General features: G+C 70.1%; 13 protein-coding genes. 2 read left to right on the top strand and 11 right to left on the bottom strand.

Annotated elements, in window-relative coordinates:
* The first annotated feature begins 99 nt into the window (after positions 1-99).
* Positions 100-4,503 (top strand): right-handed parallel beta-helix repeat-containing protein, encoded by a 4,404-nt coding sequence (locus tag BUR28_RS18640; protein WP_074221767.1) that lies wholly within the window; start codon positions 100-102, stop codon positions 4,501-4,503.
* A 60-nt stretch (positions 4,504-4,563) separates the two neighbouring features.
* Here BUR28_RS18640 and xrtE read toward each other — a convergent pair whose 3' ends face one another.
* The 3 genes from xrtE to BUR28_RS18625 form a co-directional block, all read right to left on the bottom strand.
* Positions 4,564-6,174: an exosortase E/protease, VPEID-CTERM system gene (xrtE, locus tag BUR28_RS18635; protein WP_074221766.1), complete on the bottom strand. Its 1,611-nt coding sequence runs from the start codon at positions 6,172-6,174 to the stop codon at positions 4,564-4,566.
* A gap of 168 nt (positions 6,175-6,342) precedes the next feature.
* Positions 6,343-7,326 (bottom strand): ParB/RepB/Spo0J family partition protein, encoded by a 984-nt coding sequence (locus BUR28_RS18630; protein ID WP_074221765.1) that lies wholly within the window; start codon positions 7,324-7,326, stop codon positions 6,343-6,345.
* A 46-nt stretch (positions 7,327-7,372) separates the two neighbouring features.
* Complete coding sequence (locus tag BUR28_RS18625; protein ID WP_074221764.1) at positions 7,373-8,788, bottom strand: AAA family ATPase; 1,416 nt, start codon at positions 8,786-8,788, stop codon at positions 7,373-7,375.
* Between the two features lie 337 nt (positions 8,789-9,125).
* Here BUR28_RS18625 and BUR28_RS18620 point away from each other — a divergent pair, with 337 nt between their 5' ends.
* Positions 9,126-10,130 carry a replication initiator protein A gene (locus tag BUR28_RS18620; RefSeq protein ID WP_074221763.1) on the top strand — a complete coding sequence of 335 codons (1,005 nt, stop codon included), beginning with the start codon at positions 9,126-9,128 and terminating at the stop codon, positions 10,128-10,130.
* Between the two features lie 40 nt (positions 10,131-10,170).
* Here the strand turns inward: BUR28_RS18620 and BUR28_RS18615 are convergent, their stop codons facing one another.
* The 8 genes from BUR28_RS18615 to BUR28_RS18580 form a co-directional block, all read right to left on the bottom strand.
* Positions 10,171-12,936, bottom strand: a complete 2,766-nt coding sequence (locus BUR28_RS18615; protein WP_074221762.1) for a hypothetical protein — start codon at positions 12,934-12,936, stop codon at positions 10,171-10,173.
* Between the two features lie 187 nt (positions 12,937-13,123).
* Complete coding sequence (locus BUR28_RS18610; RefSeq protein ID WP_074221761.1) at positions 13,124-14,110, bottom strand: glycosyltransferase; 987 nt, start codon at positions 14,108-14,110, stop codon at positions 13,124-13,126.
* Entirely contained in the window at positions 14,107-15,114 is a 1,008-nt protein-coding gene (locus tag BUR28_RS20680; protein ID WP_074221760.1) for a glycosyltransferase, read from the bottom strand. The genes BUR28_RS18610 and BUR28_RS20680 overlap by 4 nt, the downstream gene beginning before the upstream one ends.
* Positions 15,104-16,630, bottom strand: a complete 1,527-nt coding sequence (locus BUR28_RS18600) for an O-antigen ligase family protein (RefSeq protein WP_074221759.1) — start codon at positions 16,628-16,630, stop codon at positions 15,104-15,106. Before BUR28_RS18600 ends, BUR28_RS20680 begins: the two co-directional genes overlap by 11 nt.
* A complete protein-coding gene (locus BUR28_RS18595; RefSeq protein ID WP_254813821.1) occupies positions 16,627-17,424 on the bottom strand; it encodes a WecB/TagA/CpsF family glycosyltransferase in 798 nt (265 codons plus the stop codon). The genes BUR28_RS18600 and BUR28_RS18595 overlap by 4 nt, the downstream gene beginning before the upstream one ends.
* 81 nt (positions 17,425-17,505) lie before the next feature.
* A complete protein-coding gene (locus tag BUR28_RS18590; protein WP_083626862.1) occupies positions 17,506-18,642 on the bottom strand; it encodes a glycosyltransferase family 2 protein in 1,137 nt (378 codons plus the stop codon).
* A gap of 4 nt (positions 18,643-18,646) precedes the next feature.
* Positions 18,647-20,251, bottom strand: coding sequence for a VPLPA-CTERM-specific exosortase XrtD (gene xrtD / locus BUR28_RS18585; RefSeq protein ID WP_074221758.1), 1,605 nt, complete (start codon positions 20,249-20,251; stop codon positions 18,647-18,649).
* A gap of 199 nt (positions 20,252-20,450) precedes the next feature.
* Positions 20,451-21,395 (bottom strand): sulfotransferase family protein, encoded by a 945-nt coding sequence (locus tag BUR28_RS18580; protein ID WP_074221757.1) that lies wholly within the window; start codon positions 21,393-21,395, stop codon positions 20,451-20,453.
* Between the last annotated feature and the right edge of the window lie 118 nt (positions 21,396-21,513).

Here is a 21,513-nt window from a genome sequence, read left to right as displayed (position 1 = left end):
AGTTCGTTCCGTTCGACTCCGCTCCCCCCCCCCCCGGCTCTCGAAAGATCGAACGCGACTGGCAGCGCAGGCCCCATGGCGCCCCTGGAAGGAAAACGAATGAATCCGCTTTTCACGCTCTTCGAGCTTTTCGGAATCTCGGCCGACAAACCGACGCAAACCCCGTCCACGGGAACACCCGGCACGGACGGCCCGGATGGCACGCCGCTGGCCTTCGGCGCGGCCCGGTCGACGGGGTTCCAGCCCGGCGCCCAGGACCTGGGCCCGGCCTTCGTCTCGACTGACGGCCTGACGCTGGCGCAGGCCAGCCAGAGCTGGGAACAGATCACCGGCGCGTTCACCGTCACCGAGGACACTCGCCTGTCCTTCGACTTCGCCGCCTCCAAGGCCGGCGAAATCCACGCCATCATGTTCGCCAACGGCGAAACCCTCTCCGGCGCCACGGCGATCCAGCTGCTCGGCTCCCAGGCCTTCGGCGTGCAGGACTACGCCGATTACGAGGCCGGGTCGGGGCTGCGCCATTACGACATCGCCCTGGGCGACCACTTCACCGGCAGCTTCGACCGCATCGTCTTCCTCACCGACGACGACGCCGGCCTGGGCGCCGACAGCGTCTGGGCAAACGTCACCCTGCAGACCGGGGCGGACGCCGCCGAGGCGGGCTCGGCCCGGCAGCCGGGCGGCCCGGTGTCGCTCGTGGCCCCCGTCCAGGACGACAGCGGCCCGGATGGTACGCCGCTGGCCTTCGGCGCGGCCCGGTCGACGGGGTTCCAGCCCGGCGCCCAGGACCTGGGCCCGGCCTTCGTCTCGACTGACGGCCTGACGCTGACGCAGTCGAGCCAGAGCTGGGAACAGATCACCGGCGCGTTCACCGTCACCGAGGACACCCGCCTGTCCTTCGACTTCGCCGCCTCCAAGGCCGGCGAAATCCACGCCATCATGTTCGCCAACGGCGAAACCCTCTCCGGCGCCACGGCGATCCAGCTGCTCGGCTCCCAGGCCTTCGGCGTGCAGGACTACGCCGATTACGAGGCCGGGTCGGGGCTGCGCCATTACGACATCGCCCTGGGCGACCACTTCACCGGCAGCTTCGACCGCATCGTCTTCCTCACCGACGACGATGCCGGCCTGGGCGCCGACAGCACCTGGGCAAACGTCACCCTGCAGACCGGGACGGACGGCGCCGAGGCGGGCTCGGCCCTCGATTTCGGGGCACTGGATATCGCGGGATTCCAGCCCGGCTCCCAGGACATGGGCGCCCACGCGGCCTCGGCCGATGGCCTGACGCTGACGCAGTCGAGCCAGAGCTGGGAACAGATCACCGGCGCGTTCACCGTCACCGAGGACACCCGCCTGTCCTTCGACTTCGCCGCCTCCAAGGCCGGCGAAATCCACGCCATCATGTTCGCCAACGGCGAAACCCTGTCGGAAGCGACCACGATCCAGCTGCTCGGCTCCCAGGCCTTCGGCATGCAGGACTACGCCGATTACGAGGCCGGGTCGGGGCTGCGCCATTACGACATCGCCCTGGGCGACCACTTCACCGGCAGCTTCGACCGCATCGTCTTCCTCACCGACGACGATGCCGGCCTGGGCGCCGACAGCACCTGGGCAAACGTCACCCTGCAGACCGGGACGGACGGCGGCACACCCCAGCAGCCGGGCGGCCAGGAGCCCGACCCGGACCCGGTCGAACCGCCCGAGGACCCGGCTTCCCCGGTCGAGGACCCCGTCCAGCCCGGGACGCCCTCGGGCGACGGTGCCGGGACGGACGGCGGCATCCAGATCGACGGCACCGCGGTGGAGGTGATTTCCGGGCGGGTGACGACGCTGCGGCCCGAGGGCGACGCCATCGCCGGGATCCGCATCCTGGACGGTCCGGCGCATGGCAACCTGACCGTCAATCCCGACAACAGCCTGGCACTGGTGCTGACCGAGACCGACTATACCGGCCGGCTCGACATCCGCTACGAGGTGACCCACGCCGACCGGTCGACCGAGGTCGTGGAAACCCGGCTGGAGGCGGTCGCCGGCCCGGTCGAGGGCGGCTGGGGGCTCGGCGATCACTACATGCTGGCGACCGACGCGAACGACGAGGTGATCGTCGAATGGGGCGACAACCACCGCGACGTCTACGTCTCGGGCAGCGACGCCGCGCTGAGCCTGGAGGAGATCGCCGAGATCGAGGGGCTGAAGCCCGGCCAGATCAATGGCCGCTGGCTGGCGGACCACCCCGAATACGGGTCGTCCGAGGACACCGCCCTCGATTCCGGGGCGGGCTACATGCTGTGGCGGACCTTGGTGAGCGACTCCTACGAGGCGCCGGCCTCGCACTGGCTGCGCCTGGAGGCGGGCTACGAATACGACATGCGCATCCCCCTGATCGGAATGCGCGGCGAATCCGAGCTGCACCCGTTCCACATCACCTCCTATGGCGCGGGCGAGAAACCGGTCCTCTCGAACATGCTGCAGACCTTCGGCGAGGGCTCCCGCAACCTGGTCATCAGCGACGTGGAACTGGGCGACGGCCTGCGCTTCATCGCCAGCGGCGAGAACTACATTCTCGAGAACATCACCTCGCGCGGCGACATCATGACGATCCAGAAAGTCGGCGATTTCACGCTGCGCAATTCCGAGGTGTTCGACGTGGCACTCGAAACCTCGCTGACGGAGGGCCGCTGGGAGCCGGCGCCGAACCGGATCTCGGGGATCTACACCAGCGCCGTCGACGGGCTGCTGATGGAGAACACCTTCTTCGACCACAACGGCTGGGCCGACGGCTACGACCCGGATCTTTCGCTGGACGGCAACCAGCCGCCCAGCATCTACAACCACAACGTCTACATCGCCGTCGACAACCTGGACCTGACCTTCCGCGACAACATCTCGATGCGCGCCGCCTCCTTCGGGGCGCAGATCCGCTCGGGCGGGTATGTCGAGGACAATGTTTTTCTCCACAACAACGGCGCGGTCTATGTGGCCGGCGGCCCCACCAAGGGATCGAGTTCCGTCTACGCGGGCAACTACTCGCTCTATGCCGACAACGTGATCACCTCGGGCCAGAACCTGATCTACGGCGACATCAACGGCCAGGTCACCGGCGGCATGGGCGACTACGCGCCGCTGACCTCCCACGTGGACAACATCGTCGCCCATCTCGCCAATCCCGACGACCCCGAGGAACTGGCCAGCAAGACCATAACCCAGCCCGCCATCTACGGCGCTACCAAGGCCTATTACAACGACACGATCGTCTATAACTGGGCCGGGGCCGGCAAGGACAAGCACTTCCAGGACGTCAACACCGAGGGGCTGGACCGGGACGTGCTCGATGCCACCACGATCCAGAATTTCGCCGCCACGCTTCTGGGCAAGGCCGACGCTACGATCGCCGACCTGGCCGCGCACCTGCGCGCCTCGGCGATCGAGGACGCGTTCGCGGGCAAGACCGACGCCGTGCTGATCACCGAGTTCTTCCAGGCCGGCTTCGGGCTCACCCCCGAAGGCCGGCTCGCGGCGGAAGACCTGCGCTTCGTGCCCAGCGATCTTTCCGGCGGGGTCCGCTGGGACAACCGGCTGAACTGGTCGACCGAGGATCTGCCCGGCACCGTCGCCGGCGACAGCGTCGACCTGGCCGGCAACTGGGTGCGCTATGCCGGCACGACCGCGATCGAGGATCTCGATTTCGGCGCGGGGGGCCGGCTGACCGTGACCCAGGGCAAGCTGGAGATCGCCGGCGACGTCGAGACCGAGGCCGCGGGCGGCACGCTCGCGATCGCCGAGGCCGGCCAGGTCTGGATGAACGGCTATGGCGACAGCGACCGGCTGGAGATCGCGGTGGAGGGCGGCCGCTTCGCCAATACCGGGGCCGTGGACGGGCGGATCGACCTGTCGATCTCCGGCGGCCAGGCGCTGCTGGCCACCGAGGGCGCCCGGCTCGACCTCTCCGGCGACAGCGCGATCGAGATCCGGGGCGACGCGGCGCAGGTCGGGTTCGAGGGCACCGCCGGCGGCCCCGGCGTGCTGCGGCTCGAGGCGGGCAGCACGCTGCGCTTCGAAGCCGCCGATGGCGGAATCGGCAGCATCGGCGAATTCCGTTCCGGCGCCCAGGGCGAGGCGCCGGTCGACGTCGCCTCGGGCGTGAATTTCGGCGAGGCGCAGCTTCAGATCGACCTCTCGGGGCTCGACGCCGGGGCCGGCCGCCACGCGCTGATCTCGGTCGACGAGATGGTCGGCGCCTTCGACAGCATCGATGTCACCGGCCTGTCGGATGCGCGCGACGCCAAGATCGTCGTCGACTACACCAACGACGTGTTGATGCTCGAGGTCTCGGACGAGGGCGCGGGCGCGGGCCGGCTGGACCTCTCGGTGCGCGGCGATGCCGAGGACGCCCGGGCCGATGCCCGTCTCTGGGAGGCGCTGACCGCGGACTTCGCCCCGCTCGGCGACGACCAGATGCCCGACGAGGTGGCGCTCAACGACGTGCTGCTGATGGAGTTCTGAGCACCGGCCGGGCGGGGAGCCCCCTGCCCGGCCGCGGCCGCGCGGCCGCGCGGCCGCGGCCTAGATGATCTGCAGGTTGCCCGTGGTCACCGCCACCCCGTAGACCACCGCGTTGGCCACGGCATGGGCGAGCACCGCATCGCCGATCCGCCCGCGCCGGCGGCAGACCCAGGAAAACACCAGCCCGGCCACCAGCGCCTCGGCCCAGCGGTCGTGCAGCGCGGCGAAGGCCGAGGCCGAGACCAGCGCCGCGGCGACGGCCCAGGCCCGCCCCTGCCCCAGCCTGAGCTTGCCCTCCAGGTAGTCGCGGAAGAACAGCTCCTCGACGAGCGGCACCAGAAGCACCGTGCCGAGGCCGCGGGCCAGGTACCACCCCACCAGCGCCGCCCCGGCGAGCGTGCCATAGGGCGGCGCGGCATCGCCCGCCGGCACCGGGATCACGCACCACATCGCGCCGATCGCCGCCCCCGCCCCGAGGGCCACCGGGTCGAGCCGCCAGTCCAGCGCGCGGTAGATCGGCCAGAACAGCGCCACCACCGCCCCCAGGAGCGCGGTGCGCAGCGGGTAGAGCGCCCCCGGCGCGGTCGACAGCGTCGAGACCACCAGCGCCGAGAGCATCAACACCGCGAAGGGCAGGATCCGGGCGGCCATCGGATCGCGCCACAGCGGGGGCAGGGGCGCCGCCGCGGCCGGCCCCGCGCCCGCCGCCCCGCGATAGAGCGCGGGGACGCCCCGCGCGAGCGCCACCACCCCCAAGGCGATCAGGGTGAACATCAGCCAGCCCGCATGGCTGTGAAAGCCGCCCACGGCCAGTTCGGGATGGCCGCTCAGCCCCAGCGCCAGCAGGGCCACGATCCGCACCACGTTCAACAACGCGCTGACGGCGATGCCGAGCGGCAGCAGCACCAGCGCCAGGGGAAAGCGAAGCTCGTGGCGGAACAGGATCAGGAACACCGTCACGAAGATCGTGACCAGGGCCATCCCCTCGACCCCCGAGCAGACCGGGGCGATGTCGATCCGGAACCCCTCGGCGCCGATGATCTTGCGCGCAGGGTCGGTCTCGATGCTGTAGCCCAAGACCCGCGTCCCCCAGACCACCGCGGCGAAGGTGGCCTCGGTGATCGTGTCGACCTGCCAGAGCGGGCGGATCTTGATCGCGAGATAGGGCGCGGCCAGCCCCGCCACGGCGCTCAGCGCCAGCGGCCGGCCGGCCTCGGCCAGCAGGGTCCGCCAGCGCGCCGGCGGCGCCAGCATCAGCGCCGCGCCGGCCCCGCCCAGCAGCATGCCCAGCCCCCAGACCGCCGCGGCCGGCGCCACGAACATGCGCCCGGTGCCGTTCTCGAGAAACAGCAGCGGCAGGAACATCACCGCCACCCCGGCGAGGTTGAGGCCGAGGGGCAGGGGGCGCGGCCCGGCCTCGGCCAGGAACCGCGCCATCGCCCCGCGCGCGAGCATCGCGAACAGCGCGAGCGCGCCGGCCAAGGTCAGCGCGCTGACCATCACGCCGCTGGCCGCGCCGCAGATGCGCCAGCCCCAGTTCGCCTGGCAGTCGAAATCGATCCCGTGCTTGTAGATCAGGCTGATCGCGGCAAATTCGGCCGCCAGCAGCCCCAGGACGATCCACAGCCCTCCCCCGGCCGCACCGGCCCGTGCTGCAGGCATGCGTTCCATTCTCGCGCTCCGAATTCCCCACCCCGTCCTTGCGGGATAGCCCAGCCCGGGACACCGCTCAAGGACGTTGCGCGAAAGGCGCGGTTTCGCATGCGAAAACCGAAACGCCAGAACCTTGGAAACGCGGGATTTTTTCTGGCAAGCGCCGGAAATCTCGTGCCCCGGCCGTCACCGGCGGGCGAGAAAGCCGGCGATCGCCTCGGCCAGGCCGTCGTCGACGGCGCCCCCCGACAGCACGATGCGGCCCTTCTTCGCCGCAAGCCGGATCCCCGGCGCGACCTCGCGCGCGGTCTCCGCCCGGGCGGGCGCGGCCTTCTTCAGCGCCCGTTCCAGGGTCCGGCGTTCGGCCGCGGCATCGGCGGGGGGGCTTTTGCGCAGCGCCTCGGCCAGCCGGCCGGCCAGGCCGGGATCGGATTTGAGCGCCGCGGCCAGCGCCAGCCCCAGCCGTTCCGGGATCGCGGCGGGAAACCGCAGCACCGCGCCCAGCGTCTCGTGCAGCCCGGCGAAGGTCAGGATCTTCGAGCGCCGCGCGGCCGGGGCGTTGGCGAACAGCCCGCGCGCCGCGGCGGCCGGGTCCTCGAACAGCCCCATCCGGGCCGCCTCGGCGACCAGCCGCCCGCGCTCGTAGAACGACAGGTCGGCACGGATCTCGTTTTCCTCGACCATCGCCAGATAGGCCCCGGCCGCGCCTTCGGGGCTGCGGATCAGGCACTGGATCTCGGCAAAGCGGGACTCGCCCGTCTCGGCATGCAAGTCCGACAGCGCCGCCAGGCGCCGTGCCCCCGAGATCAGCCCGTAACGCCCGCCGCCCAGGTCGACCACCTCGACCGGGGTCTGCTGGCCGCGCGCGGCCAGGCTCGCCTTCAGCGCCGCCATCTCCTCGGCGTCGTGGTGCAGCCGGTCGCGCATCAGGTGGCCCGCCTCGACCGCCGCGAGCGGCACCGAAACCACCATCCGCCCGCTCTCCCGGGCCGCGGCGATCTCGCCGGACAGCCGGTCCAGCGCGGCGCGGGTGGCGGCATCGGCGGCGACCTCGGCCACCGGCGGCCGGCGGGTCGCGGTCGGCGCGACACCCTGGGGGTAACGCTGGGTCATGGGGTCCTCGGCATCGGGCAGGTCCGGCATCGGGGAGAGGCGTTTTCTGCGCGCCATCAGACGGGCTCCTTGGCTAAGATGGGGTGAAACGACCGGGCGCAGGTCATTCGGCGGCTTCCGCCCGGGCCAGTTCCTCGCGCCGCCAGATGCCGTAGAGCAGGGTCTTGAACGCGGCGTAGGTCGCGTCGAAGGCGGCGCGGCCGCGGGCATAGGTCTCGCGGTTGAAATCGCGGTAATCGGCCTCGTAGATGCCGTTCACCTGCTCCCCCGCCTGGCCGATCAGCGCGGTGAAATCCTGCCTGTGGGGCGAGAGCACCGGGCCCATATAGGCCTGGATCAGCCCCGCCATCTCGGCCTGCTGGGCGGCGTCGTAGCGGGTCATCACCGCGCGCACTGCGTCCCATTCGAACTGCAGCTCCTCGCGCCCCAGCGCGCGGGCGGCGACGTTCTCGCCCTCCTCGATCGAGGCGAAGGTGGCGTGCAGCATGTCGAAGAACCGCCCCGTGGAGTCGAATTCCAGGAACGACGCGCCGAAGGGCACCAGCAGGATGTCGGCCGCCGCCAGCCCGTTGATCGTGAGATAGCCGAGCGCCGGGGGGGTATCGAGGAAGACGAGGTCGTAGGCGTCCAGCACCCCGTCCTCGGCCAGGATGTCGGTCAGCGCGTCCCACAGCCGCCAGCCGCGCGACTGCATCCGCCAGACCGGAATCTGGAATTCCGCCCAGTAGAGGTTCAGCTGCGCCCCGATCAGGTCGATATTCGGCCAATGGGTGCGGCCGATCACGTCCTGTGCCGTGACCTTCAGTGCCTCGCCCAGGGTGTCGTCCAGCGGCAGCGGCGCCTCGCCCCGGTCGAGGCGCCGCTGGTTGTCGGCCCGGAGCGTGGTGGCGTAGTGGCGCGCAAGCAGCGGGAAGGCGGTGTCCCATTCGTCGGCGATCTGCCCGCCGAAGATCGAGGTCATCGACCCTTGGCTGTCGAGGTCGATCACCAGCACCCGGTAGCCGTCGAGCGCGGCGGACATCGCCAGGTGCGCCGCCGTCGAGGTCTTGCCGACCCCGCCCTTGAAATTCGCCACCGCGACGATCTTGGCAGGCAGGCCCTCGGGCCGGTAGGGCAGGTAGCCCTTGGCCTTGGAACCTTCCGCCCCGAAATGCGCCCGCAGCCGCAGCACTTCGTCCAGCGAGAACCACTTCGCGCCGCCCTCTGTTTCGGAGCGTCCCTGGGGCAGGTCCGGGTTCTGCCGCAGCACCCGGCGGAAATGGGCCGGCGCCACCGGGATCAGGTAGCGGGTGATCTCCCAGGTGGAGAACAGGCGCAACCGCCGTTCCCCGGTTGCGTCCAGCCCCCGCGCCGCGAGATCCGCCCGCCCCCGGCGACAGGATTCCGCCACGCTGGCGAATTGTGCCGTGCCCACGGGGGCCCCGAGCGTCGTCATGGCCCCGTCCGGAGCAATGTTGAAATAGGGAGGCAGGTCCTGTGTCACCGCTCGATCCTCCATGTCACGCTTTTTTTTAAGCATGCCGCAAAACGTGTCACATGCCAAGGGACACGTCTCTTCTTGGGAGCTTTTGGCGGTGATGCCGGACCTTTGCGCAAGGCATAGGCCGGGCAGCCCAGTTATCTTGATGTTATATGTATCGTTACGGAGAGTCCGCGCTTTTTCTAAGCATTTTTTCTGAAAGGATTTTTTCGCCGTTCTGCGAGCCAAGGCGATTCCGATCCCACGATCGGGCGATTCCGAAGCCACGAGGAACCGACTCCGATCCCCCGATCCGCCGCTTTACGGCCGGGATGTGGATAACTACTGTACCCGTCAATGAAACGACGAATCCCGGAATACGGGGATCGGTGAGGCGATGCGGGACGGGCAGGTACGATCGGGCGGGACACCCGCCGCGTTGGGCGACTTCTTCGTCTGCGACTTTCTTGCGCCCAGTCCCAAGCATGACATCGCGGCGATGGAACATCCGCTGTTCTCGCTCTCGACCCGGCCGGACCGCCGCGTTCTGGATTACGACCACAACGGCATCCGCGTCACCGTCACGCCCAGCGTCAAGGGCCGAGCGACGACCTTCGACGCCGATATCCTGATCTTCTGCATCAGCCAGCTTATGGCGGCGCTGAACGCCGGGCGCGAGACTTCGCGCCACCTGACGCTGACCGCCTACGACCTCCTGACCGCGACCAACCGCGAAACCAGCGGCGACGGCTACCGGCGGTTGCGCGATGCCTTCGAGCGGCTGGCCGGCACCCGGATCACCACCAATATCGTGACCGGCGATGTCGAGACCACGACGGGCTTCGGGCTGATCGAGAGCTGGCAGATCGTGCGCCGGACCCGCGCCGGACGCATGGTCAGCGTACGGGTTACGCTGTCGGAATGGCTGTACCGCGCGGTGCTGTCGCGCAGCGTGCTGACCCTCGACAGGGGATATTTCCGCCTGAGAAAACCGCTGGAGCGGCGCCTTTACGAACTGTGCCGCAAGCATTGCGGGCGCCAGCCCGAATGGCGTGTGTCGGTGACCACGCTGGCGCTCAAGACCGGCTCGGCAAGCCCGAAACGCGTGTTCCGCGCGATGCTGCGCGAGATCATCGGCCGCGATCCGCTGCCCGAGTACCACCTGGTCGAGGAGCCGGGCGACCTGATCCGCGTCTCCCTGCGCGATGCGGTGGTCGAGCCCGGACAGGCGCCCGTGCTGTCGCCCGAGGTGCTCGAGGAGGCCCGGCGCCTTGCCCCCGGTGCCGATGTCTACGCGCTGGAGGCGGAATGGCGGGCTTTCTGGGCGCGGACCGGTCGGACGCCGCTGCGGGCGCCCGACCGGGCCTTTCTGGGCTGGCTCGCCAAGCGCCGGGAGACCTGATCGCAGGTCCGCGGACCGGCTGCCCGGCGGGGCAGGGCGGTCAGTCGACCTTGATCGTGACCGCGCCCGCCGCCCGATCGATGCTCACGGTGCCGGTCCCGCCGGTGACTTGCGTGCTGGCGAAGTCGCCCGACAGGCTGTCCGCGGCAATCAGGGTGTAGACGTTCGGGGCCAGCCCCGTCACGTCCACGATCAGGTCGCCGCCGAGAACGACAGTCGAGGCCACCGAGCGGGGGACCGGCCGGTTGTAGGCGTCGAGCCCGGGCAGCCCGGTGTCCCATTCCCGGATCACGGAAAACGCCGTCGGGCCGGCCACGAACTGCAAGCTGCCGGCCAGCGTCAGGGTCGCCGTGCCGCCGCCCGCGCCGTCGAAGCCGACCTTGCCGGCGTCGCCGTCGATGGTGAGCGTCTGGCCGGGGGCGATGGTCAGGGCCGCGCCGGGCTGGATGATCGCCTCGCATAGCCCCTCGCAGGTCAGCGACAGGTTGTCGGCGACGCTGCCGGTCAGCAGCAGGCCGCCATCCTCCAGCGTCATCGCGATCCCGCTGCTTGAAACCGCGCCGAGGTAGATTTCCGCGCTGTCCCTGACCGTAATCGTGCCCGACCCGCTGAGCGCGTCCAGCACCATCCGCCCGCCGAAGCGGATCAGGTTGGCGTTCGCCCCCAAGTCGAGCGCGGCGAGATGGATGTTCTGCCAGCCCGCCACCGGGTCCGCGCCGTTCAGCGCCACGCTGTCGCCGCCCTGCGGCACGCGGCCAAGCGACCAGTTGTAGGGCCCGTCCCAGCGCCAGCCCTCGGAACGGGGCTCGGGGGTGAAGGTCAGGGTATCAGCGCCCGAATAGACGCCGTAATCCGCGCCCAGCGTGGTCAGGAAGTGCGCGACGATCTGCGGGATCGTATCGAAATCGACCGCCTTGAGATAGTCCACCACGTTCAGCGTGTCCGAACTTCCCCGCGGCTGGCCCAGTTCGTCGTCGACCCAGTGATGCAGCGTCAGGTCGTTGAGCCCGGCCTGATCGAGCGTGATGTTCACGTCCTCGTATTCCAGCCAGTTGCCCACGAAGTTCCGGATCGGCCAGGGCGTGTCCGCGTTTTCGCCATGCGTCGTCGAGACGGCCTCGGAATATTCCGCGAAGCTGTCGGGTTTCGCCTCGACCTCGGCGGGGTCGTTGGGGTTGGCCGCGTGCAGCAGCACCTGCTCCCATTGCCAGGGGTAGGCGGCGCCGCCGGTGCCGATCTGGCCGCGGAAATAGGCGATGCTGTCTATGCCGCCGAAAGCGGGCGGCCAGCGCGTGCCGAGCATCACGTTCTGGTAGCAGACCGAGATGTTCATCCCGGCGTTCTTGGCGGGGTCCTGGTTGTAGGTGTAGGGCCCCAGGATCAGGTAGTGGGCCGGGTTCTCGAAATAGAGGTTGTGAACCTGGAAGACGCCCGACCCCCACTTGACGCCGTGCGACGAGTTGAAGGCGAAGACGTTCTCGATGGCGGTATGGTCGCTCCCCACCTCCTTGATGTAGCCGCCGTGGTTGAATTGCGACGGGGACAGCGGGTCCTCGGCGGTCGGCGGGTTGGCGTCGGGGTCGAAATCCCGGTGGAACCCGGCCTCGACCACCGTGTTCCGAAACAGCGCGAAGCCGTCGGCATCGTAGGCGTAGAAGCCCATGATCCGGTCGTCGCGGGACAGGGCCGCCGTGGCCCATGTGATCCCGTCCCTCGGGCGGAGATAGCGGGAATCGTTGATCCGGTTCCGGGTCAGCGTGAACCGGGACACGCCCTGGAACGCGCGTTCCTTGCCCGACAGGTCGCACAGGTTGATGAGCCAGTTCCGGCTGGGCTGGTTGAAGAGGAAACCTTCCTTGATCCGGCCGCCGTTCTCATCGTCCGGGTTGATCGGGGGTTCGGCGATCTGCCCGTTGTCCAGTTCCTCGAGGACGATGTTGTTTTCCGGGGCCCCGATGAAAGCCAGCGGCCGGGAAATGACCGGCAGGGGGCCGCTGCCATAGGCCTTGTAGACGATGGGGTGGCGCAGATAGCCCGATTTGCCCGCCCATTTCCCGAGGCTGGCAAAGGTGCCGCCGCGCTCGAAATGGAACCAGATCGAGATCGGCTGGGTGGTCTCCAGCGCAAAGAACTGTTCCGTCACGTTCCAGACCAGGCCGGGTTCCAGCGCGTAATCCGGGTGCTGGCCCCAGAAATGCTTGGTCCCCGAAACCGGCAGCCCGATCCTGATCTGGGCGGGCACCTGGGAGTCGGCAATGCCCGTGGCCGCCGCGATCTGCGCGCGGGTATGGGTGGTCGCGCCCCCGGCCTTCCCGAAATAGATCGAGCGGTGGTTCGGGCCGGGGCGGATGTCCACGCGCCCGTTCGCATCCGTGGCCAGCATGTGGTGGTTGCCGGGCCCGAAGCCGGCGGGCAGGGGCAGGGACGCATCGCCGCCCAGCAGCCCGTGGCCCATGTGCCGCGGGGCGCCGCGGCCCCAGGCCGCCACGGAAATGGTGATCGCGGAGGCGCTGCCCATCTGTACCCCCAGGCTTGCCTGCGTGTCGCTTGGAATGATTGAACGAATGGCCATCAGATGCTCCCCCCCTGTGAACGTGATGATTTGCATGAACTGGCTGCCGGAATCATCACCATAGGCGCGGAATCCGGGCTTGCCACCGGTCAGGCCGGTATCGGCCAGGTTGAAGATTTCGGTGCCGTTCAGTGTCACGACGACGTCAGATCCGTTCGACTCGATCCGCAGCGTCGCCTCGTCCCCGGCGGGGCTTTCGAGCCCGGGCTGGAATTCTTTGAAACGGTCAGACATGGGGCGCGGTGTCCTGCATTGCTCGGAATGGGCTGTCGGCATCCTTCCGGCCCCTGGCCGGGGTCCGGAACGACACGGGAGCCGAGCATTGCCGGAATTGATGTAGGATGGCTGACCCCACCGTGCGGTGGGGGGCGACGCCCGCCGGTGCGGGCCGCGCAGGGGCCGGTCCGCCCCCGCGCCGCGCTCACTTGTACTCGAGCAGGCGGGCCGGGCCGCGGCGCAGCCGCCGCCAGGCCCAGGTCGCGGCGCCGTGCAGTTCGGCGAACTTGGCCAGCATCAGGAAGGCCGCCGCCGGAGGCCACATGCCGCGCGCCGCCAGCCGCGCGATCTGCAGCGGCCAGGCGGCGAGCAGCAGCGCCGCCCAGGGCGTGACCGCCAGCCCGGCGAGCGCCGCCAGCGGCAGCGCCAGGCCCCAGAGCAGCGTGCGGCGCAGCCGTGCCACGTGCAGCCGTTCCGGCGGGCGCCCGTGCATGGCGACCCCTTCCGCATAGGTATAGCCCGCCCGCCGGCAGCGCTGCCACCATTGCCCGAACCGGGTCATCGCCACGTCGTGCAGCACCATCTCGTCGGCGAGCCGCCAGATCTTCCAGCCCGCCATGCGCAGCCGCACGCACAGCTCGGGCTCTTCGCCGGCGATGATGCCGGGATCGAACCCGCCCGCCGCGCGGAAGGCGGCCAGGCGCATCATCGCGTTGCCGCCGCAGGCCTTCACCGGGCCCGGCTCGCCCTTCCATTCCTCGACGATCAGCCGGTTCCAGAAGGTCGCCTCGGGGTGGCGCTCGCGTATCTGGCCCGTCACCGCGGCGACCTCCGGGTGGCTGTCGAGAAACCGTTGCGCGGCCGCGATCCAGCCGGCTGTCACCTCGCAGTCGCCGTCGACGAATTGCACATAGGCCAGCGCCGGTGCCGCGCCGAGGGCGGCGACGCCGGCATTGCGCGCCCGCGCCGCCGTGAACGGCACCGACATGTCCAGTTCGACCACCTCTGCGCCCGCCGCACGGGCGGCGGCGACGCTGCCATCGGTCGAGCCGGAATCGACATAGACCAGCCGGCGCGCCCGGCCGGCGACCGAGGCGAGACAGGCGATCAGCCGCGCTCCCTCGTTCCGCCCGATGATCACCGCCGCGGTGTCATCTCGGGCCAGGGTCGCGTCCGCCGGGGCGCCGGTCACGTCCGTCCCTCTCTCAGCCCCAGGAGCGGCCGGCCGATCAGCGCCCAGAAATCGCCGAAGAAGTGGCGCGGCACCGAGGGCTGGCGCCCCCGCAAGCGCGACAGGCCGTGATCGGCCAGCGCTCCCGAAAGCCAGGCAAGAGCCGCCAGTCGCACACCGGCCGCGCCGTAATTGCCCCGGAAATAGGTGCGCCAGGACCGATACCAGTAGGCCGGCCGGCGCGGCCGGTTGCATAGCCCCCGCTTCATCCCCGTCGACACGCCCTCGGCATGGACCACCAGCGCTTCGGGCACATACCAACTTTCCCAGCCCGCGCGGGCGGCGCGGTGCATCAGGTCGACCTCTTCGTAATACAGGAAATAGGCCGGCTCGAAGAAATCCAGCGCGCGGAGCGCCTCGAACCGCGCCATCACCGCCGCGCCCGACACCCAGTCGACCCGGCTTTCGGGCAGGTCGGGCGGCAGCGAGGCGACGCGGTTCGCCATCAGCCGGGCGACCGGGCCGAAATTGACCTGGCGGACGAATTCGCCCAGGGGGCTTGGAAACCGGAACGCCGCGGCGACCCGGTCGCCCCCCGGGGTCACGATCGCGGACCCGGCGAAGGCGGCCTTTGGACGGGCGTCGAGCACCCCGGCGAGAAGGTCCAGCGCCTCGTTCTCGAGCCGCGCATCGGGGTTCAGCAGAAACACCTTGTCGGGCGGGGTCCGGCGGGCCGCGAGCTGCTCCAGCACCAGGTTGTTGCCCCGGCCGAAGCCGTGATTCTCGGATTCGAGATGCAGCACGACCCGCGCGCCCCAGCCGCGTTCCGCATGGGCGGCGGCCAGCCTGTCCGCATCGTCGTCCGGCGAGGCGTTGTCGACCAGGTGCAGCTCGACCGCGCGCCCGCCATGGTCGCGCGCCAGCACGCTTTCCACCGCGGCGATGGCCAGCTCGGCGGTGCCGTGGTTCACCACGATCACCGCGACCTCGGCGGGCGGCGCCGCGAACGCCGTGTCACTTGACATGAGAGACCCTCCGTTGCCGCGGCCCGTGCCGGTGGCGCGCATAGACCGGCCCCGGGGCGCGCTGCGGCAGGGCCGGGGGCGCCGCGTCGGGCTGCGTTCCGGGGCCGAACCGGCTGAGCCGCGGGCCCTGGCGGCCGGCCTCGGCGGGGGCCTCCGCCGTCTTGCCGATACGGCCGTATTCGACCCTGCCGTAAAGGGCGCCGGCCATCAGCCAGGTCAGCGGGGTCAGGCCGGCATTGGGAAGCAGGTCGATCAGGTTGCCCGCCAGCACCACCGCCAGCGCCGCGGTGACGGGATCGATCTCGTAGCGGCGCGACCGGAGCCACAGCACGATGATCGCCCCGGCCAGCAATCCGAACTTGCACAGATAGCCGATCCAGCCCGAAGCGCCGATGGTGATGACCCAGTGCCCGTCGGTGACGGTGATATCGTGCCCGGACTCGTCGTAGACCCGGTTGCGCCCCCCCCATCTGCCCCAGCCGAAGACCGGCCGCTGGTTCGCCTTCGCAAGCAGCGCCTCCTCGTTCTGCAGCCGGGTCTCCAGCGACGCCGCCCGGCCGGGATCGATCTGTTCGGCCAGGCTCACCACCGGGCCGATCGGGACCAGCCCCGCCCCGCGAAGCATCGGATAGGTGATCACGATTGCGGCGATGACCGAGGCCGCCAGCAACTGCGTGCGCATGCCCAGGAACAGGATCACCGGGGCAAGGACCACCGTCACCGCCAGGGCGCCCAGCGACTTGCTCAGCACCAGGGTCATGAACAGCCAGCCCGCCGCGGCGAGCCAGAGGAACCGCCCGCGGCCGCTGCCGGCGCGGTAGAGCCCCAGGGCGGCCAGCACCGCGCCCGAGAAGAACAGCGACAGCCAGAGCCCGTGTTCCAGGAAAACGAGCGGCCGGAACCCGTCGCCGCGCACATGCTGGTTCCATATGTGCTGGAAATAGCCGTAGATCTTGACATTGAGCTGCGGCGACATCCGCACCTCGTAGAGCGCGAGCAGCGAATAGCCGAGCGCAGCCGTCGCCAGCGCCACCAGCAGGAAGCGATGCGCCTCGGGCCGGCCCAGGAACCGCCGGGCCAGGAAGAAGGGGATCAGCGCCAGCATCGCTTCCACGAGCATGGAGGGCGCCTTCGTGGGGTGCAGCCCCACGACGACCCTTCCGCCGTAGACGAGCGCATCGCCATTCGTGAGCACCGTGGCCAGGGTGCCCGCCACCAGGCCGGTGATGCACAACAGCGCCAGGGGCGACCGGGGCAGCCAGCCCGGCCGCACGCCCTGCCGGGGGTCGCGCATCGCGGTCCCGGCCACCGCCGCCGCGCAGGTCAGGGCCGCGAGCGAGGGGATGACATGCTTGTCGATCAGCGGAAACAGCGGAAAGTTGAAGCCTTCCTTCTCGGGCAGGAGCAGGTAACCCGCCAGGATCGACCAGACGACCGCCTGCGCCGGTTTCAGCCGGGCGAACAGCACGGCCACCACCGGCGGCCACAGGGCCAGGACGAAAAGCGGCGGGATCATCGCGGCCCCGCCCGGCCTGCGCCGCGCAGCCGGAGCGCCGCCACGGTCAGCCCCGGCAGGATCGCGAAACAGTCCCTGTACCGGCGCCAAAGCCGCCCGGGGTCCTGCGCCAGCCGCCAGACCCATTCCAGCGCCAGCGCCCGAACCGGGGCCGGGGCCCGGTTCTGCGCGCCGGACAGGAAATCGAGCCCGGCCCCGATCGACAAGATCCCCATGCCGGGATGGGCGCGCGCGATCCGGGCCGCCAGGATCTCCTGCTTGGGCGCGCCGAGCGCGAGGAACACGACCCGGGCGCCGCTGGCGGCGAGTTCGGCGATCAGCCGGTCGGCCTCGGCCTCCTCGGGATCGAACCCCATCGGCGGGGCGATCCGCGCGGCGACCCTCAGCCCCGGATGGCGTGCCTCCAGCGCCGCGGCCGCGCCCCGGAGCGACTCGCCGGTCGCGCCGAACAGGCCCACCGGTACGCCGGCCCGGGCGGCCAGGGCGGCCACCGGCCCGACCAGTTCCGATCCCGGCGTCAGCCGCACCCGGTCACCGGCCAGCCGCAGGATCCAGACGATCGGGTTGCCGTCGGCCGTCACGTGGCTGTGGGCGGCATAGGCGGCCCGGAACCTTGGCAGCCGGCGCAGCTTGACGACGTGGTCGAGGTTCAGCGTGGCCACCGAGAACCCCCGGCCGGCCGCGATCCGCGCGCCGAGATCGGCGAGCAGCGCCTCTGGCGACGCGACGTTCACGCGGATCGTCGCGTCGGTATCCGTCTCGCTCCAGGTCAGGCTCTGCCAGTCGATCGTCACCGTGGACTCCTTCCGGATCGGGGCCCTTTTGCCCCGTAATCGTGTCGAACGAATGAGATATCCGGGTCGATATTCGGGTCTCTACCTTATGTCGTCGAGAATGCGTTTCTGGAAGTCCGGATACCAGGCGTCGATCTGGGCGGCATCCCGGGCCCAGACCTCGCGCCAGTGGCGCATCGCGGTCAGCACGCCCGCGACCTGCGGGAACCGCCAGCGCCGCGACAGCCCGTCCTTGAGGACCTCCGCGAGCAGGCGCCGCCAGAGCATCACCCGGTAGGCGGACAGGAATGCATCGGGCGTGGCGGCGTTGCGCTTGAGGAACACCGCCATGTTCAGAAGCTGGAAGGTGATCACCTTCTGGCGCTTGATCCGGCCCGAGGCGGCCTCGAAATGGTGCAGCCGTGCGGCGCGGGCGGACAGCACGCTGCCGTGTTTCGCAACCCGGTAGGCCACGTCCAGGTCCTCGAAGGCGGCGTAGTAGCGCAACGCCGAATCGAACGGCTCCTTCAGGGCGATCGCGCGCCGCATGCTCATCCCCGAGCCGGGCATGAACGCGGCCGGGGCCACGTCCAGATGCGCGACGGCGGCGGGCACGCGGCGCGTTCGGGGTTCGTCGTAGCACATGAACAGCTTGTCGGCGCGCTGGTAGAGCAGTTCGCGATTGGCCCAGCGGCCGAGCCGCGTCTCCAGCGCCCGCCGCGCCAGCCTGTCGAGCGCGACCCGGCCGGTGTCCTTGCGCCCCAGCGCCGGGGCCTCGCCGGACGCGGCGGCGGCAGGGTTGTCTTCCACCAGCGTCGCCCCGATGCCCGCGACCTCGCCCGCGGCGTCGGCCTCGTAGATCTCCATCAGCCGCTCGGCGCAATCGTCATGCAGGAAGGAATCGTCGTCCATCATCAGCACCACGTCCGACGCCGCCCGGCCGATCGCCAGGTTGCGCTGAGTCGCCGAGGACCGGACCGGGCTGGTGATGTAGTCGAGCCGGATCCCGGGCCGGTCCCGCATCAGCGCCTCGGCCCGCGCGCGGCCCGCCTCCCAGTCGTCGGAGGCATCGACGACGACGATCTCGGCCGGCGGCCGGGACTGGCGCAGCAGATGGGCGAGCGCCACCATCAGCACGTCGTGCCGGTTCAGCGTGGCGATGCAGGCGCTCCAGTTCAGCCGCGGCCCGTCCGTGCCACCGGGCGCGGCGCCCGTGGCGGGCGGCTCGGATGGCACCATCGGCTCAGCCCTCTGGGATGAAGCGGGGCAGCGGCGGCAGAAGCGCGCGCGTGGCGTCGATCAGCCGGGCCTCGGCCTCGGCATCGGTCTCGTTCGGCCGCACCGGCGTGGTCAGGCGCACGATCGCCCCGTCGGTGCGCCCGGTGGTGATGCCGTCGACCATCAGCCAGAACTTGGCCGCCAGGTCCCAGGCGAGGCGCCGCTCGCGCTGCTGGAACCAGTACAGGACCACCATCCGCGACTGGCCCTTCTGGATGATCGCCCGGTTGGCCATGAACGGCTGGTCGGTGCCGAGCGTGCCGGACATGTCGGCGCGTTCGAGCCAGGCGATCTCCCAGCCCGAGCCGGGCAGGCAGACCTCCGGCGAATGCACGCCGCCCTGGCTCTGGTCGGCATACCAGGCCATGAACAGGTCGACCGGCGCGGCCTGGTCCGGGGCAGTCAGGCTGACCGAGCGGTAATCGTCGGCCTTGAGCGCGCGGGCGACGCTGGCCTCGAGGGTGCGTGCCGGCCCGGCCTGGCGCCAGGTTCCCAGTTCGCGCGGGAACACCACGAAGCTCTCGCGGCCGATCTCGGCGGTTCCGCGCTCGGGAACCGCCTGCCAGGCCAGCGCCGCGCCCGCCATCAGCGCCGCCACGGTGATCATCGCGGCCGACGGGTAAAGGAACCGGAGCCGCGCGGCCTGCGCGCCCAGGCCGGTGGTGTCCAGATCGAGCGCCTCGGGCAGGCTCATCTTCACCGGCTGGAAGATCAGCATGACCCGGGCCAGCGCGAACAGGATCAGCACGCAGATGATGAAGATCACCCATCCCTCGAAGAAATGGGTGAACCCCTCGACCCAGTCGACGCCGTACTGGTTGACCACCCAGCCCGCGACCCCGATCCGCACCGCGTTCATCAGCACCGTGATCGGAGCCGCCGAGAGCAGCAGCACCGCCTTGTGCCATATCGGTCCGCGGTAGAGCACCGCGAAGATGTAGCTGAACGACAGGATCGGGAACAGGTAGCGCAGCCCCGAGCAGGCCTCGGCGACGTGCAGCTTGTAGACCCCGAGATCGATGATGTTGCCTTCCAGGAAGACCGGCACCGACAGCAGCCTGAGGAACCACACGCCGAGCTCGGACGAAATGAACTGCAGCCAGGTCGACAGCTTGTAGTACAGCGTGTCGGGCAGCGGCAGCATGTAGACCAGGTGCAGCACCGGCGGCCAGAAATGCCAGCCCGTCTTCCAGCCGAAGCTGGTCAGCAGGATGCCGTAGACCCAGACGATCGTCGCATAGGCGACGATGTCGGCGATGTTGGCGAGCTTTCCCAGCGCGCCGATGGCGATCGCGGCCAGCACCACCGTCACCCCGATCCAGCGGTCGCGCTTGGGGCCGGGCTCTACCGGCACCTCCTTCAGCTGGCGCAGGAACAGCAGCCCCGACAGGATCGGGATCAGCGGCCCATGGCTGTATTCGGGCAGTTGCCAGGCCCCCAGGAGTGCATCCAGCCCGTCGGAGAAGAAGACCGCCGCGCCCAGCAGCGCGACGACGAACCAGAAGACGCCGCCGCCGACCAGCGTGCCCGGCCACCGAGTCCCCGCTCTTGTCTCACCCGTCAAAGACATCCCCCGGATCCCGAAAACCGCTCACCAAATGCATTACGTGAATTTCGCGACCCGACTATGGCCGTTTTCGCCCGGCACGGCCAGTCCCGGGGTGTTCACATTCCGCTTTGTTGCGAGGCTGCGTCAGATCGGCGCCTGGGGCCGGATTGTTGCCGTATCGCGAAACGATCGGGCCGGGAACGCGCCGCCGCGGTGCGGTCTATTTCTGGTTCCGGATGATGATCTCGTCCTGCCGGGCCGCCAGGCGCCGCTCCAGCGCACCCAGCCCCGTCCGCCGGGCGAGGTGGCGGCCCAGGAACAGCGGCAGGCCGAAGCGGCGGATATTGTAGCCCCAGCGCGCGATCCGGTGCTGGGCCCGGAGCAGCGTCTCCTCGGCTGGCCCGGGCAATGGGCGCGGGTGCTCGGGCGGATAGCCGCGGGCCGTCATCATCGGACCGATCCGCGCCTCGATCAGGCCGATCTCGCGCGGGCGCGCCTTGCGGCGCCACTGTTGCGCGGTCTTCGGGTCGGGCGGGCCGTAGGTGCTGGTCCGGGGATAGTCCAGCATCGCCGGATCGTAGGCCATGCCGTGAAACCGGGCGACCCGGTCGAGCGATGCTTCGGGATCGGCCAGCAGGTCCTCGAATTTCAGGGTCATGACGCGGTCCGCGTCGAACCCGGCGCGGTCCCACTCCGTTTCGGTTTCGATCCAGCCGCCCACGGCGACATAACTGTTGCCGGCCCAGCCCATGCCCACGGCCGAGCGGGCGACATCGCGCGGATCGCGCAGCAGGTGCAGGATCCGCGCCTCGGGCAGGATCCGCTTCAGCCGGCCGGCATTGCGGTGGACCGTCAGCGACAGCACCGGCTTGTCGCTCTTCGCCCGCAGCGCCCCGATCATCGCCTCGAACAGGTCCAGCCCGTCGGCCCCGTCGGGCAGCGCGATGCCGAGGGCCCGGAACAGCCGGTGCCCTTCCATCCGTGCCCGATCGTAGCGCCATCCGGTCGGATGGTCCGGGTCGGGGGCGATGAAATCGAGCAGCGGGTCGACCTCGCCGGGATTGTGGATCGCCGGGTGGCCATTCAGCATCAGGTTCAGCAGCGTGGTTCCCGACCGGAGCGCGCCGTAGACGAAGACGGTGTCGGACAGGTCGGAACGGGTCATGGCGAGCCTTTCGAACGGTCTCTTGCCGCCGGACCCCGTTCGGCCTGGTCACGGCATCCGGGCGAGCAGGGCGAACGGTAGCACGAAGCCCCGACCGCTCCCAGCCCGGCCGCCCCTC

The organism is Rhodovulum sp. ES.010 (assembly GCF_900142935.1).
In the GTDB taxonomy this organism is placed as follows: Bacteria; Pseudomonadota; Alphaproteobacteria; order Rhodobacterales; family Rhodobacteraceae; genus Rhodovulum.
The sequence above is the reverse complement of the archived record's forward strand: the minus strand, read 5'-3'. Positions and strand labels throughout refer to the sequence as shown.